This is a genomic window from Pseudoflavitalea rhizosphaerae (assembly GCF_003991355.1).
Lineage (GTDB): Bacteria > Bacteroidota > Bacteroidia > Chitinophagales > Chitinophagaceae > Pseudobacter > Pseudobacter rhizosphaerae.
The window spans coordinates 389858-406651 of the sequence record NZ_RCSU01000002.1; the positions used below are offsets into that span (position 1 = coordinate 389858).

At 47.9% G+C, this 16794-nt stretch carries 10 protein-coding genes; 7 read left to right on the forward strand and 3 right to left on the reverse strand.

Annotated elements, in window-relative coordinates; all coding sequences use genetic code 11:
• Positions 1–40 precede the first annotated feature (40 nt).
• Genes D9Y29_RS04300 through D9Y29_RS04315 form a run of 4 tightly spaced genes read left to right on the forward strand, consistent with a single transcriptional unit; the run spans position 41 to position 6659 of the window.
• Positions 41–1642 (forward strand): sensor histidine kinase, encoded by a 1602-nt coding sequence (locus D9Y29_RS04300; RefSeq protein WP_127125359.1) that lies wholly within the window; start codon positions 41–43, stop codon positions 1640–1642.
• Positions 1639–5253, forward strand: coding sequence for a response regulator (locus D9Y29_RS04305; RefSeq protein WP_127125361.1), 3615 nt, complete (start codon positions 1639–1641; stop codon positions 5251–5253). Before D9Y29_RS04300 ends, D9Y29_RS04305 begins: the two co-directional genes overlap by 4 nt.
• A 12-nt stretch (positions 5254–5265) precedes the next feature.
• The gene (locus D9Y29_RS04310) at positions 5266–6087 is read left to right on the forward strand and encodes a CheR family methyltransferase (RefSeq protein WP_241237847.1); all 822 of its coding nucleotides are present in this window, start codon (positions 5266–5268) and stop codon (positions 6085–6087) included.
• Positions 6069–6659: a chemotaxis protein CheB gene (locus D9Y29_RS04315; protein ID WP_127125363.1), complete on the forward strand. Its 591-nt coding sequence runs from the start codon at positions 6069–6071 to the stop codon at positions 6657–6659. Before D9Y29_RS04310 ends, D9Y29_RS04315 begins: the two co-directional genes overlap by 19 nt.
• A gap of 256 nt (positions 6660–6915) precedes the next feature.
• Here D9Y29_RS04315 and D9Y29_RS04320 read toward each other — a convergent pair whose 3' ends face one another.
• From D9Y29_RS04320 to D9Y29_RS04330, 3 genes are all read right to left on the reverse strand, one after another.
• Positions 6916–7524, reverse strand: a complete 609-nt coding sequence (locus D9Y29_RS04320) for a response regulator transcription factor (protein WP_206513712.1) — start codon at positions 7522–7524, stop codon at positions 6916–6918.
• Between the two features lie 6 nt (positions 7525–7530).
• A complete protein-coding gene (locus D9Y29_RS04325) occupies positions 7531–9438 on the reverse strand; it encodes a histidine kinase dimerization/phosphoacceptor domain -containing protein (protein WP_164735254.1) in 1908 nt (635 codons plus the stop codon).
• 354 nt (positions 9439–9792) lie between these two features.
• Entirely contained in the window at positions 9793–12180 is a 2388-nt protein-coding gene (locus D9Y29_RS04330) for an ABC transporter permease (RefSeq protein ID WP_127125367.1), read from the reverse strand.
• Between the two features lie 510 nt (positions 12181–12690).
• Between D9Y29_RS04330 and D9Y29_RS04335 the strand changes: the two genes are divergently transcribed.
• The 3 genes from D9Y29_RS04335 to D9Y29_RS04345 all read left to right on the forward strand — a co-directional run bounded on the left by D9Y29_RS04335 (position 12691) and on the right by D9Y29_RS04345 (position 16782).
• The gene (locus D9Y29_RS04335) at positions 12691–13191 is read left to right on the forward strand and encodes a TM2 domain-containing protein (RefSeq protein ID WP_241237848.1); all 501 of its coding nucleotides are present in this window, start codon (positions 12691–12693) and stop codon (positions 13189–13191) included.
• Positions 13192–13365: 174 nt separating this feature from the next.
• The gene (locus D9Y29_RS04340; RefSeq protein WP_127125369.1) at positions 13366–13695 is read left to right on the forward strand and encodes a DUF2752 domain-containing protein; all 330 of its coding nucleotides are present in this window, start codon (positions 13366–13368) and stop codon (positions 13693–13695) included.
• A gap of 30 nt (positions 13696–13725) precedes the next feature.
• Positions 13726–16782, forward strand: coding sequence for a ligand-binding sensor domain-containing protein (locus D9Y29_RS04345; protein ID WP_127125371.1), 3057 nt, complete (start codon positions 13726–13728; stop codon positions 16780–16782).
• The last annotated feature ends 12 nt before the right edge of the window (positions 16783–16794 follow it).

A 16794-nucleotide genomic window follows, 5' to 3' on the forward strand; every position in this document is an offset into this window, starting at 1 on the left:
TGCAATATTTTTGGCATAATCTATCAGCTGATATGTAATTATGATACTTATTGTTGACGACAGGCCGGAAAATATTTACTCTCTTAAGAAACTCCTGGAACTAAACCATTTTGCCGTAGACTCAGCCTCTTCCGGCGAAGATGCCCTGCGCAAGATCTTAAAGAATACTTATTTCCTTATTATCCTCGATGTACAGATGCCGGGCATGGATGGTTTCGAAGTTGCAGAAGCAGTTACAGGCTATAGCAAATCCCGCGATATTCCCATCATCTTCCTCTCTGCCGTAAATACAGAAAAACGGTTCATAGCCAGGGGTTATACTTCCGGCGCCATCGATTATGTGACCAAGCCTTTTGACCCGGATATCCTCCTGTTGAAAGTGAAGAATTTTTACAGGCTGCATCAACAGACGAGGGAACTTAATGAAATTCAGAAAACCCTTCGCGAAGAGATCGAGGTGAGAAAGCAGGCGCAGGCCCAGTTACACGAGAGCGTGGAAGAATTACGCTCCACGCTGGAGTCCATTCCACAGATCGCCTTCACTTCAGATGCAAATGGAAATATAGAATTCGTGAACCGTTACTGGCACCAGTTCTCCTTTGGGATGGACATGTTCCCGCAAACGCCTCCGGGTACCCCAACCATTGCCGATTACATTCAAAGAGCCGTCAGTTCCGGCATTCAAACCATCACCGAGATCCGGATCAGGCCATTGAAATCCGAAGAATACCGCGTCCATTTGTTCACTATGACACCTGTGAAAAAAGACGACAGGATAACGAAATGGGTAGGCATCTGTACCGATATCCATGAACAGAAAATGGTGAACCAGGTATTGGAACAACGCGTGCAGGAAAGAACACAGGAACTGATGCAAAGCAACCAGGAACTGGAAGCCAGCAACCACGAGTTGCAACAGTTCGCCTATGTGGCATCACATGACCTGAAAGAACCGCTGCGAAAGATCCAGGTGTTCAGTCATCTCGTGAAACAAAAATTCCTCTCCGATAATCCGGGCGCCATCAATTATATGGACCGCCTGATCAATTCATCAGACAGGATGATCATGCTGATCACCGATGTGCTGAATTATTCCAAACTCAGCATCTCCGCCGATTTTCTGCCCACCGATATCAATGAAATATTGCGGGAGATCATTGAAGACAGTGAGTTGCTGATCCAGGAAAAACAGGCCGATATTGAAGTAGACCCTATACCGGTACTGGAAGTGATCCCCGCACAGATCAGACAGGTGCTCCAGAACATCATCAGCAATGCACTGAAATTTTCCAGTAAAACCACAAAACCAACCATCCGCATCACCGCGGCGCTGGTGAAAGGAAGGGATGCAGACAGCCCTGCCGATCCTGCCGGAAACTATTGCCGGATCACGGTTACAGACAACGGCATCGGCTTCAACGAGATCTTTGCAGATAAGATCTTCGCTATCTTCCAGCGCCTTCATTCACGCGAAGAATATGAAGGCACCGGTATCGGTCTGGCCATCGTAAAAAAGATCATCGAAAAGCATAACGGCATCGTCACCGCCAAAAGCGAAGAAGGAAAAGGCAGTTCCTTCATCGTGGTATTGCCAGTTACACAAACCTTCTCCGAAAATAAAGCACAAAACAACGGTCAATGAATTCCTCTTTCAAACGTAACCTCGTCATAGGATTCGGGTTCTCCCTCCTGCTGCTCGTGATCAGCTCTGTGGCCAGTTATATGAGCATACGCAACCTGCTGAAAAGCGCAGAGCAGGTGGAACATACAAACCAGGTGATCCGGGGACTTGACAAAGTAATTACACAACTGATCAATGCAGAAACCGGTCAGCGCGGCTACCTGCTTACCGGTGAAGATAATTTCCTGCAACCTTACCAGGGCGCCATCGATGATGCCAAAGCAGCAATTGCCGATGTAAGAAAACTGACGATAGACCACCATGCGCAACAACTCAGCCTGAATCAATTGCAGGAAATTGTGGTATTAAGACTGGGCATGCTGCAGAAATTCATCATGAAGAAACAGCGGGGTCAGCAGCCTACTGCGGAAGAACTGCAGGAAGGAAAGCAACATATGGACCAGGCCAGGGCAATCATTGCAGGAATGGTTGACAGGGAAAACCAATTGCTATCTGAACGCACGGCGAAGATGAACAGGTTTGCAGGCTACACCCCTACTCTCATCGTGATAGCCGCTTTCCTGAGCATCATACTCACCGTGATCTCTTTTGCCCGCGTGAGCAGCGACTTTGAAAGAACAACACAACTGCAGCTGGCATTACAGGAAAAAGACCAGCAGATCAGCCGCCGCATCAACATCATACAGGAAGTGGCCGAAAAAGTTTCTACCGGCGATTACTCCGTGCGTGTAACGGAAACAGACCAGCAGGATACACTAGGCAGCCTGGCGATATCCCTCAATCATATGGCGCATGCGCTGGAAACCTCCTTCAATTCACTGGCCGATAAAGAATGGTTACAGGCAGGTATTGCCAGTCTCAACGAACAAATGCTCGGCGAATACGAGCTGCCTGTATTGACCCGCAATATCATAGAATTCGTGGCAGAATACACAGGTAGCCAGGTGGGCGCTTTCTATATTATTGATGCAGATGCCACTTTGAAATTCACCAGGGGATTTGCATTCGACGAAAGCCAGGGCAGGTCCGCTTTCAATATCGGAGAAGGCCTGGTAGGTCAGGCCGCCTCCGGAAGTAAAATGATGCGGATCAGCAATGTGCAGGCTGACCAGATGCTGGTGTCTTATGCCTCTGGTCAGATACTTCCGAAAAATATCGTGGCCATTCCACTTTTACATGAAAGAAAAGTGATGGGCGTGATGGAGCTTGCTTCCATCAGGGAGTACAATACCAGCGAAATGGCATTCTTCGAAAATATTTCGCATATTATCGGCACTGTGCTCAACAGTGTGGAAAACAGGAAGAGGCTACAGGAGCTCCTGGAAGAAACACAAAGCCAGGCCGAAGAATTACAGGCACAGCACAATGAGCTGGAGAATATCAACAGTGAACTGGAGGCACAGACCGAAAAACTCCAGGCCTCCGAAGAAGAACTCAAAGTACAGCAGGAAGAGTTACTGGAAGCGAATGAAGAACTGGAAGAACGTGCACGATTACTCGAAGAAAAGAACCAGTTGGTGTTCGAGCGTAATATCGAGATCCAGCGCAAAGCCGAAGAACTGGAACAAAGCACCCGCTATAAATCCGAATTCCTGGCAAATATGAGCCACGAGCTGCGAACGCCTCTCAACTCCATCCTGCTGCTGAGCAGGCTGATGGCGGAGAACAACGAGAACAACCTGAACAGTGAACAGATCGAATATGCCCGCGTGATCCAGGGATCGGGACAGGGTCTGCTGGCCCTGATAGACGAGATCCTCGATCTCAGCAAGATCGAAGCTGGAAAAATGGAATTGCTTTATTCGGATGTTCCCGTGAAAGATGTATTGGAAGATATGTCTGCTCTCTTCACTCCCATCGCTAAAGAGAAAGGCATCGAATTCAGGACCACAATTGATGAGTTTGCGCAGCGCATCATCGAAACAGACAGGCTGCGGGTGGAGCAGATCATCAGGAACCTCATCGCCAATGCACTCAAATTCACATCCCAGGGATATGTTGAACTACAGGTAAGCATGACCGACAGGAACAGTCATCATATCACCTTTTCTGTTCGTGATACCGGCATCGGCATTGCGCCGGAAAAACAGCAACTCGTGTTTGAAGCCTTCCGCCAGGCCGATGGGTCCACCCGACGGAAGTACGGCGGAACCGGGCTGGGGCTCAGTATCAGTCGCGAGCTGGCGCGGTTACTGGGCGGAGAGATCCAGCTGCAGAGCGAGCCCGGCAAAGGCAGCGTATTCACCATCAATATACCTGTATCAAAAGCTGCTGCCGCTATTCACAGCACAACCGGAGAGGAATTGCCTGCCGGCGCAGTCCCGGAAATACCCACACTGAAACCGTTGACATCAGAGAAAGAGATCCGCCAGCGTTTTATCAGCGAAGTGATCCCTGATCCCATTCCGGACGACCGCAATGAAATCCTCCCCGAAGATCGTGTGATCCTCATCGTGGAAGATGATACGAATTTTGCAGAGAGCCTGCTCAAATTCACGCGCCGCAAAGGATACAAAGGCGTGGTGGCGGTCCGCGGCGATGAAGCCCTTGACCTGGCCGTTAAATTCAAACCGGCAGGCATCCTGCTGGATATCCAGCTGCCAGTCAAAGATGGATGGGAAGTAATGGAGGAACTGAAGAACAATATCGATTCCCGTCATATTCCCGTTCATATGATGAGCGCATACGATGGCAAATACAAAAGCCTGTCCAAAGGCGCTGTAGACTTCATCAATAAGCCCGTGGCATACGAACAGATGCAGAATATTTTCGAGCGGATCGAATTCATGCTCAACAACAATCCGCGCAAGGTGCTGATTGTGGAAGAGAACCTGAAACATGCTAAAGCGCTTGCCTTCTACCTGGAAAACTATTCCGTGAACACTGAGATCCGTAATACCGTGAACAGCTCCGTGGAAGCATTGCAGAAACAGGAAGTGAACTGCGTGATCCTGGATATGGGCGTTCCCAACCAACGCAGCTATGATACACTGGAAAAGGTGAAGAAACAGCAAGGACTGGAAAATATTCCGATCATCATTTTCACCGGTCGCAATCTCAGCAAGGCAGAAGAAGTGAAGATCAAGCAATATGCAGACAGTATCGTTATCAAAACAGCCCACTCCTACCAGCGCATACTCGATGAGGTGAGCCTGTTCCTGCACCTGGTGGAAGAAAAGAATACCCCAACCAAACCATCCAATAACCTGGGGATCTTACAGGAGGTGCTGAAGAATAAAACAGTACTGGTTGCAGACGATGATATCCGCAATATCTATTCGCTCACCAGGGCGCTTGAAACCTACCAGATGAAAGTGGTATCGGCTACAGATGGCAGGGAAGCGCTGCAGCAATTGCAGGACCATCCGGAAACCGATATCGTGCTGATGGATATGATGATGCCGGAAATGGACGGATACGAATCCACCCGCCGTATCAAGAGCAATCCGAAATTCAAAAAGTTGCCCGTGATTGCCGTTACTGCCAAAGCAATGATCGGCGACAGGGAAAAATGTATCGAGGCAGGCGCTTCGGACTATATCAGCAAACCCGTGGATATCGATCAGTTGTTATCTTTATTGCGTGTATGGCTATACGATTCGGCAAAATAAACGGCTTACCATTTGGAATACAAAATACATGATGCGGAAATAGACCTGCTGATGCAGGATGTGCTGGTGAAGTATGGATATGATTTCACCAGCTATTCCAAGGCATCCCTGAAACGCAGGGTGAACCGGCTTTTTGCGTTGGATAAGTTCAATGATTTTGCCGCATTCCGCCAGCATGTTCTGATAGATGCCACTTATTTCCGGCGGTTTGTGGAAGAGATCACCGTGAATGTGACCGAGATGTTCCGGGACCCATCTTTCTATAAATCCATTCGTGAAGATGTATTGCCCGTGCTGGCCACACATCCTTTCATCCGTATCTGGCATGCCGGCTGTTCCACCGGTGAAGAAGTGTATTCCATGGCCATCATGCTGGAAGAAGCCAATCTCCTGCACAAGAGCCTGCTCTATGCAACAGATCTCAATCCCGGCGTACTGGAGAAATTGCGCAAAGGCATCTTCCCGCTTCGCTTCATGAAGCAGTATTCTGAAAACTATATCCAGAGTGGCGGCAAACAGGATTTCAGTCAGTATTACTCAGCGCGGTACGACTGGGCACGCTTTGATGAAAGGCTTGCAGCGCGAATGGTTGTGGCGCCGCATAACCTGGTATCCGATCATTCCTTCAATGAATTCCAACTGATCTTCTGCCGCAATGTGCTTATCTATTTCGATCGCCCATTGCAGAACAGGGCGCTCCATCTGTTCGATGATAGTTTGGATATGCTTGGCTTCCTGGCGCTCGGCGGAAAAGAGAACCTGAAATATTCCGGTATCTACCGTAAATACCGTCAACTGGAAAACAGGGAAAGAATATGGAGAAAGATCTCTTAAACAGAACATTCAAGCTGATCATCATCGGCGGATCTGCAGGCAGCCTGCAGGTGATCCTGAAGTTACTGCCTGAACTTCGTTTACAGCTGCCTGTTACTATAGTGATAGTACTTCACCGAAAACCATCACACGATGAAACTTTGGTAGACCTGCTGTCTTCCAAAACCAGCTGGCCCGTTCGCGAAGTGGAAGAGAAAGAGCCCATCCTCCCCAATCATATTTACATAGCTCCTGCCAATTATCACCTGTTGGTGGAATCCGATTTTACTTTTTCACTTGACGTTTCAGAAAAAGTGAACTACAGCAGGCCCAGTATCGATATCGCTTTCGAATCTGCAGCAGAAGTGTACGGACCTGCTGTTCTTGCCATCCTGCTTTCCGGCGCCAACGCAGACGGACAGGAAGGAATGCAGAATATCAAATCTGCCGGAGGCGCCTGTATTGTGCAGGACCCCGATACTGCAGACGTAGCGTATATGCCATTGCAGGCCATTACTCATGTGGAGGTCGATAACATTTTGCACGCAGAAGAAATGGCGCCCTTTCTCAATATATTGTTTGAACAACATTGATGATTATCAATGTAAATCAGAACCCCGGGGTCTACAACAACGCATGTTCTCTTTATTAGTATTGCAGTGTGATCAAAGCCGGTTAAGGCTGATCAATGATTTGTGAACAGGTCCGGAGAGCGGTGCCGGGATCGTTGGAGTGGCAGCTTCAATGTGATGTTTCAGGAACATTTTCAAGTACGGTTGACAGTGGTCCGGAAGCTTATCGAATTCTGGTTGGCGCAAATGCTCCGGATTTGTTCTTTTTTCCACTTTTCTACTTCAGTAAATGCTGGTGCTGCATCACCCATTTCAATAACGCATTATTTCCTTCTTCCAGGTTGAGTTTCCTGCAGATATTATGACGATGGTTCTTGATGGTATATGGGCTAAGGTGTAATGCCTTCGCAATTTCCTTGGTGGTTTTCTGGTTGCGGATCTCACGCAGGATCATGAACTCCGTATTGTTGAGCTGCCCGATGGCCTGGCTGGCTTTCTCCTTTGCAACAGGTTGCTGGAGGCCGATCTTCGTCATCACCAGCTGAATGCCCGCAAAGAGCTGTGCTTCATCCACCGGCTTGATGATATAATTAGCGGGATTGGTGGCCGATGCCTGCTCTATGATATTCTTGTTCTGGTACGAAGTGATGAAAATGGTTTCAAAGCTGTAGTTATCCTTCAGTTCAGTTACCAGTTCGATGCCGGTGATCTCATCGCAGAGGTTGATATCACAGAGCAGTAGGTGCGGCTGCATCTCGGGCATGGCTTCCCTGGCTTCTTTCGGGGAAATGGCCACTCGTGTTTCGCAATCGAAATTATTCAGCAATTGCAATTCGATGAACCTGGCAATAATGATCTCATCTTCTATTATCAGTACACGTATCATAAAAGTTTACACGGGGATTATGAATTCATACCTGAGTCCATCCTGGTTACTCACCTGCAATTTACCATTCATTTGCCGGGCGAGGTCATGTACCAGGGAAACGCCCATGGTCAGGTGCTCAAGCGGCTTGTTCAGTTCCATTCCAGCGCCATTGTCGGCATACACGAACCGGATCTCGTTGTTCATTGTTTCCACCCGGATACTGATCTGCGGGTTTTCGTGATCGGCGAATGCATATTTGAACGAGTTGGTCAGCAGTTCGGAAAGTATCAGGCCGAAAGATAGTGTGATCTTACCATGCAGCATCACTCCTTTTTCCACTTCCTGTATAATGCGGATCCTGTTCTTGCTGTCGTAGATCTTTTTCAGGTGAGCCGTCAGCTCCATGGTGAAATCTTCCACGTTCACGGAAGAGCCTTCATCAAACCGGAATAGTTTCTGGTTCACCAGCATCATGGCTTTGATCTTGCCGAGATTGCCTTTGAGGATCTCGCGACTGGCATTGTCCGGAATATTGGGCACCTGCAGGCTGATGAGGCTGTACAACATTTGCAGGTTGTTCTTCACCCGGTGATTGATCTCGTTGATCAGTGTTTCGATCTTCGTATTACGGTCGGCCAGCAGCGCCGTTTGTTCCGTAAGGCGGCTGTTGGAGATCTTGAGCTCGGATGTACGGTCTTCCACTTCCTGCTCCAGCATGGCTTTCTGGTGTTGCTGTAATTCATTAAGCGCACCAAGCGCTGCGTTCTTATCGATCTCATGCTGACGCAGTTCCTCTTTCAGTCCGGTTGCGAAAAGCAAAAACACGGCCAGTGTGGTGAAATTGGAAACATAAGGAGCAAACTGCAGACTTTTCTCGTGCAGGATGGCGGAAGTTGCTACGGTATAAGCAGCAGCAAGGAAAAAAAGCAACAGTCCGTAACCGAGATATTTCTGCGGACGTGTAAGTCGTTTCCAGCAAACCCACAGGGATGCGCACATGAAAGCAAACGGCAAAGGGAAGCTGCAAAGGTTGATGGTGTTCACCAGGTTGAAATTACCGGAGATGGCATTTACTGTAATGCCGAAACAGGTGAGCAGGGTCACTTCAATGATCAGCATATTGCCAAGCCTGTAGAGGATCGGATTGTGTTTTTTCATTTGCCAGAAATCCAGCAAAAGCATATAAATACCGAAACTACCGAGATGCGCCGAAGGTGTATTGAACAGCCAGCCTGAAGGCGGATCATTTGGAAAGAACCATTCGATAAAATACCCCGCGGAGCAGGCGCCATAAAGACCAATGCCTGCAATGAAGCACATCAGCCAGAGATAAGGTCTGAAACGACTGACGATAAACGATAATAATGCATAAATGAAAAACAGTAAAACTGCGCCATGTAAGAAGGCATCGATGATCTCTTTACGATGCGTCTGCTCCATATAGTCATATTTGGGCTGCAGGTAGAAATTGAAAACAGGTTTGTATCCTTTCGAATGATGCACTTTGAGAATGAGCCGGTAGGTCTGTGACGGTTCCAGGTTCAGTTGTACACTCAGCCTGGTATCGCCCGGTCCGATGAATTTATGTTCCCTGAAATGACCGGTGATGCTGTGCTGAATAAGTTGCCCGCCCTGGTAAAGATACACGTCCACATAAGTGAGGTGGGAAAAGGCAAGGGTCAGGTCTTGCAGGGTATTGGTTGCATTCTTTAAGTCCATACTCAGCCAGTAGAAGCTGGTGCGCTTCTCCGGCTGAAGCTGATCGAGTGGTTTGAAAGAATTGGAACGCTGAAAGAGATTGGTGGTATCCGGACTCTTATGAGGGTCCTCCCAGGCTTTGAAATAAGGAAGAAGTACGATATGACTTCCGTTGAGCTGTGGCTCCCTGATCATGAGCGTATCTGCCTTTGCCGCCATAGAAAACAGCAGCATTATGCAGCAGCATAGCAGGTTCAGAGGACGGAGCGGGGTCATGCGCACAAAGGTGCATTATTTTGGCGCATCACCTTAATAAAAAAGAGAATAAAATCAGAACCCCGGGGTCTATAATTTGACACGCTCCAGCAATTACTTTTGCAGCAGACTATTGTTTCAAGATTTACATAGGAACCACACGATCAGGTATGGTTAGTAGTCCTCGTTCCCGGGGACTTTCCCTTTTTTAAACTGTTACCGGCTTAAATACCATGGCCCGGCACAAACAGTTCATACAACTCCTTCATCGATACCTGATACCCTTTCTATAAAGTATGTCGATTCGGAATATAGATTTCCATTTTGAAATACTCATTCAGAGCGGAGACCTTCAACGGGGTCACTACCTGCTGCCGCCCAGGTATGGGGAATGATGGTGAACAACCCCGCTCCCAACAGGAAAAGGAAACAAAACAATACGTTCGGGAATCCAAAATCGACCCTTTCCGCAAAATTGAAGAGGAACATATAACCTAATATATATCCCAATGGCATGGCTATCAATCCGGCGATGAACAATAACTTTACGAATCCCGATGACAGGATCCTGATCAGCTGTTTCCGGTCTGCCCCGATGATCTTCCGGATAGTGATTTCCTTTTTTTTCGTTTCAATGGTATGGATAACAATACCCAGCAAGCCCAAAGTGGCAATCACAACAGCAATGAAACAGAGATACGCCAGTAAAGAAATGGTTGCGCCCTGCGAATAATTTCCTGCATATTCTTCATCCAGCCAATTGATCCGGATTGGTTGTGATGCGGCGCCTGTCTTTTTCCAAACTGCTTCCAACATTGCTTTCAATTGCTGCCTGTTGGTTTGGGACGAAGCAACTGCAAACAATGTATTGGCAGCTCCCGGATTGAATCGCAATGCCAGCGGCGTAATGGCCCTGCCGGTTCCTTCGAAATAAAAGTCTTTGATCACGCCGCAAACATTCAACCGGACACTATCGTTTACATGCAATAGTTGGCCAATGGCAGTTTCGGGATCCTGGAACCCCATGGCTTTTGCTGCCTCCTCATTGATGATCACAACAGTTTCCGTATCGCTTTCAGCCGATTGAGTGAAATTGTTTCCCGCCAGTAATTTCAGCCGCATCAGTGGAATGAAATCCGCATCTGTGTAAATATATTTCAGGGAAAAAGAAGATTGTTTTTCATTATGCCAGGCACTGCCCGCCGCTCCGCGGAATTGCGCGCCAGGATTGGCGGTACTTAGTGAGACTGAAGTGATGCCGCTCAATGAGCTGATCTCTTTCTGAAGCACCAGATTATTTTTGCCGGAAATGGAAACAGACATTACATCCTTTACTCTGAAACCCGGGTCCAGTTTGGCCATATGATCGAACTGCCTGTAGAAAGTAACCAGGAAGATGATCATCACCAGCGAAAGGCTGTACTGGAATACGATCAGCGTTTTCTGCAACCCTGTCCTTCCCATGATCTTCAGTGAAGCGAAATTGCGCAACACTTTCAGTGGTGTAAAAGAGCTAAGCAACCAGGCTGGCGAAGCTCCTGCCAGCAGTCCGGTGAACAGGGCAAACGCCAATGAATACCCGATGATTGCCGGATTGTACCTGAAGGCAGATGGGATGAACTCATAGCCATCGTTGAAAGGCGCATACCTCACCACGAAACTTACGATCAGCCAGGCAAACAAAAGTGATAACAGGGAAAGTAACATAGCTTCGGATATACATTGAAGGAAAACCTGTGCACGGTTGGCGCCGATGATCTTCCTGATGCCGATCTCTTTTGCTTTTTTCAGGGCTCTTGCAATGGTGAGATTGGTGTAGTTGAAACAGGCGGCCATTAAGATCAGCAAAGCAACGCCACATTCCGCTATCATCTTGGACCAGGAACTGGCTCCGCCCATTTCATTCAGCAACCGGTCGTGAGACGGTGTTATGTCATCAAATGATTGCAGGTGAAATGCTATCTGCAAACCTGATTGCTGACGGTTCAGCATAGCCGCTGTACTATTCAGGTGTTGCCTGAACGGGGCGGCAGCAGCTGCATCTTTCAGCAAAACATAATTGTAGCTTGATTGAAAAGCAAACCAGTTCGATATCTCTACGGGATTGGCGGCACTGAGACTATTCATGGACGCATAGGCTTCGAATGGAAATTGTGTTTTTCCTGGTGGGTCTTTCAAAACTGCTGTAACCGAAAAAGTTTGTCCGGATGCAGTACTGATCAGCCTGCCCAGCGGCTCTGTATCACCAAAGAACTTTTCCGCGGTGGACCGAGTGAGCACAATGGAATTGGGTTGCTGAAGTGCGGTAGTGATATTACCTTTTTCCGGCTCAAATCCAAAAACAGTAAAAAAGGACGGATCGGTGTAAGCACCATTGATGCTGAACTCCCTGCCTTCTGATTTGATCATGCCATTGAGCACAGGATAGATATTAACGGCAGCCTTAATTTGTGATGAGTGCTGCACTATGTCCTCATGAAGTGGTATGGGCGAACTGGCCATCAGGTAGACCGGGCCATCTGCTGTTCTCACTTCGCTGGTGATACGGTAGATCAGTTGTGAATTGGGATGGAATTGATCCCAGGACAGATCATCCTGTAACCTGATCATGATCATCAGGCCTACTGTCATGGCCAGTCCCAGTCCAAATACATGGATGAAGGAACTCAATTTGTTCCTGGTAATGGTTCTGAAGGCCGATCTGAAGTAGCTTTTGAGCATAGAGCGCTGTTGTTGTTACGGTGGATGAAGGATAATGGACTAATCTGGTGCCAGAATTATAAACAGCTCAGACGCAATAAACTAAACTTTACGGTAAAATAATTACTGTTCGATCCTGATACAATCCATATCCGTTTTTAATGCAGCGATATTTGCAATTAATGGCTGTACCCTCGCTGTTGCTCATGAAAAAAATAATGAAGATTTATGAGCGTAAATATTTTATCCTATATTTAGCCCAGTATTAAGCCAGCCCAGCTTAACCCTAAACCTTAGCAAATGAAAAAATCTTCACTCGCCTAACGCTCAGCAACACCCTTCGCTGAGATTATTCCCACCTGTTATACATCCCTTGTGCTAAGTAGATCCGGAGTTTATTCGGGGTTTACCAGGTGCATACAATTTTCATCATTCAAATGACGGACAACGCCGAAATCCATAAAAGTCAGGCGGAGTGTGCTGAAAATCCTGAAGAGTAAGCATAAGCATTAACCCCAAACCAAGATTTGCATGAAACGAGTAAAGAATGCATCATTACTGATGTTATCTGCTTTGTGCATTGTTTTGCTGACAGCCGCCATTCCTGTTGGTAAATCAGAACCCATTAAGCCCGAAAACCTGCAGAAAGCTATGGCTTCACTGAAACTGGCTTCCGCTGATGGTAACGTTTCCTACAAGGAACTGAAATCGATCGCTACTGAAGCAAAAGGCGCGAAACTGACCCTGAAAGAAAGGATCGGCCTGAAACTCTTTGGTAAGAAGATCACGTCCAAAACCGATGCTCCCTTCACTGGCGCCAATACTGCCGGAAAATCGCAAGTGGTTGCGCTGATCCTTTGCTTTTTCCTCGGCGGCCTGGGTATCCACAGGTTCTACCTGGGTTACACCTGGCAGGGCGTTGTGCAGCTCCTTACACTGGGTGGCTGCGGGATCTGGGCGCTGATCGATCTGATCCGCATCATTACCGGAGACCTGCAACCGAAGTATGAAGATTACGAAACTACTTTGTAATCCGGTTGCGCCCTAAGGGCTATCGAATTTAATCGGGGAGCAGTCGCTCGCGTCCCCGCGAGTGACGGATATTTGCTCGCCTCCGGCGAGCATCGTGTCGCCGGAGGCTACGAAATAAAAGTCACTAGCCAGAGGCGAGCGACTGCTCCCCGATTTTCAAAGAATTCCCTCAACATGAAATTCCGTTATTATTATACTATCGTTAAGCTGGCCATCATTATTCTGGTGCCCTTTACATTGATCCTGCTTCCTGCTGATTTCTTCGATCATGGACAAACCGTTTGCGCCAGCCAGCTCTTCTTTGGCATAGAATGCCCTGCCTGCGGCCTCACCCGCGGCTGCATGCACCTGCTTCACTTCCAGGCTGAGGAAGCATTTGCCTACAATATGTGGTCGTTTGTAGCCCTGCCCGCTATTTCCATTTTCTGGCTAGTATGGGGAATAAAAGAACTTAAACGCTTCCAGAAAATGCGCCGGCAGATGCAGGCGACTCCCGGAATGTAGATTCTTGCGGTTTCTCCTTATTTTTAAGCAATGAGCGGAGCCGCTATCCTGCGATTATTTTCCTTTTTTCTACTTTTTTGTGCGAACCAGTTGTTCGCGCAACCACTCAGTTTCCGTCATCTTACCACCGCACAGGGACTGCTGAGCGATCAACGCATCAACCTGGCGGAAGACAGGATCGGCCGCATCTGGATCGCTTCCGATGAAGGCGTGAATGTATTTGATGGACAGGAACTCATCAGCTACAGTTACCCCGACAATTCCGGATTACTGCACAATAATGTCACCAGCATTTTCTGTGATAGCAAGGGTACGATCTGGATCAGCCATAATATGGGCGTTCAGTTCCTGCCGGAAGGTGAACAGGCATTCCATTCGGTGACTTTGCCGGGACCGGTGAATAACGAAGGGCTGATCTTTGCGGAGATCCCCGGCGGGATATTGATCGTGTCGAGATCAGGGAGTTTCATAATAGATAATAACTACCGGTGCAGTATAGTTGAAGGTCTTACTGCTTTGATACAACAATTCAAAGTGCCTACCTGCATGGAACAGATCAGCGGCGACGAGTGGCTCTGGGGTTGTGTAGACAGTCTCCGGGTAGTGAATGTGCGCACCCAGCAGGCGCTTCGCTCCTATCCTTTCCCCAATTCCTGGGCACTCCGCCGCGTGAATGATGATCAGTGGATGGTTGGCAGTTTCTCCCGCGATGATCTCGCTTTGCTCTCTCTCAGTACAGGAGAGCTCTCATACATCAATCACTGGAAAACGAATGACAATAAACCCATCGGCGCATATGCAGGCGCCATCCAGCGCATAGATGATCATCGCTTCGCCATAGCCAGCAGGTATTTCGGTATATATATCATCGATATAAAAAATCAATCCGCTGAACACCTGATGCATGATGGTGGCAATGCCAGTTCCATCCTTACAGATTATTGCCGCAGCCTGTTTATCTCCCGCGACGGAACATTATTTGTACATAGCCGTGGTCTGAGTTATGCGCCCATCAAGGCTTCCAGGTTGCGTGCCGTTTCTCAGCTCACTGACAAAAATGGATTTCGGTACAGCGCAGTAGTGAATTGCTTCTTACAGGACCATGAACAACGTTTATGGATCGGCACCAATACAGGATTGTATCAGCAGGATAAAAATGGAAATCCCGGTAACACTATCCGTTTCCTGGTGAAAGAAGACGGAGAACAGCGCGCCAAGACCATCCGCCATATTGCAATGGATGCAAAACAAAGGATCTGGGCCGGCACATTCGGAGCAGGTTTGGGAAAACTGGAAAACGACAAATTCATTCCTGCTTTCACCAAATCCTCTCCTGTACTTCCTGCGCCCTACCCTTCCGATATCTATGCCATCATACCTTACAACAATAAATTCCTGCTTTGCGCCAATTATGGATTCACCTCTTTCGATCCGCTGACAGGTCAGCCTGAGTCCTATGTTGACCATCCTGCATTAGGCGCCATCGCCCGGCATCGCACCTACTATGCATTGATCGATTCCCGCGGCAACTGGTGGCTGGCGCAACGCGAAGGATTATTTCACTACAACACGTATACGCATCAACTCACCACTGTTCCGGTTCCCGGGCAGCAGGGTGATCAAAGTATCCAGACAGTGGCGGAAGACAGTCTGGGTAACGTTTACGCCGGCGGCTATACCGGGCTGTATATTTATCGCAATGGTTATTTCAAAGACCCGGTGATCATCCGCAAGAAAGATGGACTCAGCAGCAGCAATATCACCGGACTGATCTGCGATAAAAAAGGCGATATGTGGATCATTGGCAACCGTGGGTTGGCAAGGTATCGTCCGGTTACACGGGAGTTGCAAAGCTTCGATGAAAAAGATGGACTGCTGGCAGGGAACCATAAATTCTCTTCTTATTATTTATCTTCAGACGGAACGGTGTATCTCGGTTCTGAAGATGGCTACAATTATTTCCATCCCGATTCACTGGGCACAACCGCACCGCCACTGAAAGCTTATATCACGGAGCTTGTATTGCAGGACACACTGATCAATACGATGGCGATGGAAAAGTTACTTCTCCCCTGGCATGAAAATAATCTGCAGTTCAGGTATTTGGCAGTTGATCATAAAACAGGTCCGTATTTGCAATACCGTTATAAGCTTACCGGAATCGATAGCAGTTATGTATATGCAGGGCGGCAAAGAACTGTCCGCTACACTAACCTCAAACCCGGCGATTACACTTTCAATGTGGAAGTGTCTGCTAATGGAAAAGACTGGTATGCGGCAAAGCCGCTGGAATTGCATATCGCGATCGCATTCTGGAATACGACCTGGTTTCGGATAGTGGTGCTCGTTGGAGTGCTGTTGCTTGCCTATACCTGGTATAATTTCAGGATCCGGCAGGTGCGAAAGCAGGCGCAAATGAAGGCCGATTACGAGATCAGGCTGAACGACCTGGAGAACAGCGCGCTAAGGGCGCAGATGAACCCGCATTTCATTTTCAATTGTCTGAATACGATCAATGCTTTTGTGAGCAGGAACGAGAAAACACTGGCGAACCAATATATCAGCAGGTTCAGTAAATTGATCAGGATGATATTGGATCACTCGCGGCAAAGGAAAATATCTTTGGAAGAAGAACTGGAGGCGCTGGAATTGTATTTGAAAATTGAGCAGGTCAGGTTCGAGGGAAGATTCGATTATTCTATTATTGTTGATGATTCAATTGATACGGGTAATACCGCTATTCCGGGTCTGCTGATCCAGCCATTTGCTGAGAACGCGATTTTGCATGGGCTGTTGCCGGCTAAGCAGCCTGGCTTGTTGAAAATTTCCATTTCGAAAACAGACAATCTCATTTTGATTGCAGTTGAGGATAATGGTGTGGGAAGAGCCGCTGCAGCGGCGTCTCGCGCGGATCATCAGGCATTGCAGAAATCACATGGGACAGATATTACGTGGAAACGGGTGGCTTTGTTTAATAAGGAGCATGGCGTGGAGATTGAGCCGGCGGTGGTTGATTTGATTGGTGAAGAGGGGATCGCAAAAGGTACGAGGGTGGAGATCGGGCTTTTTGAAGAGTCAGTATTATAAAAGCTAGGGACT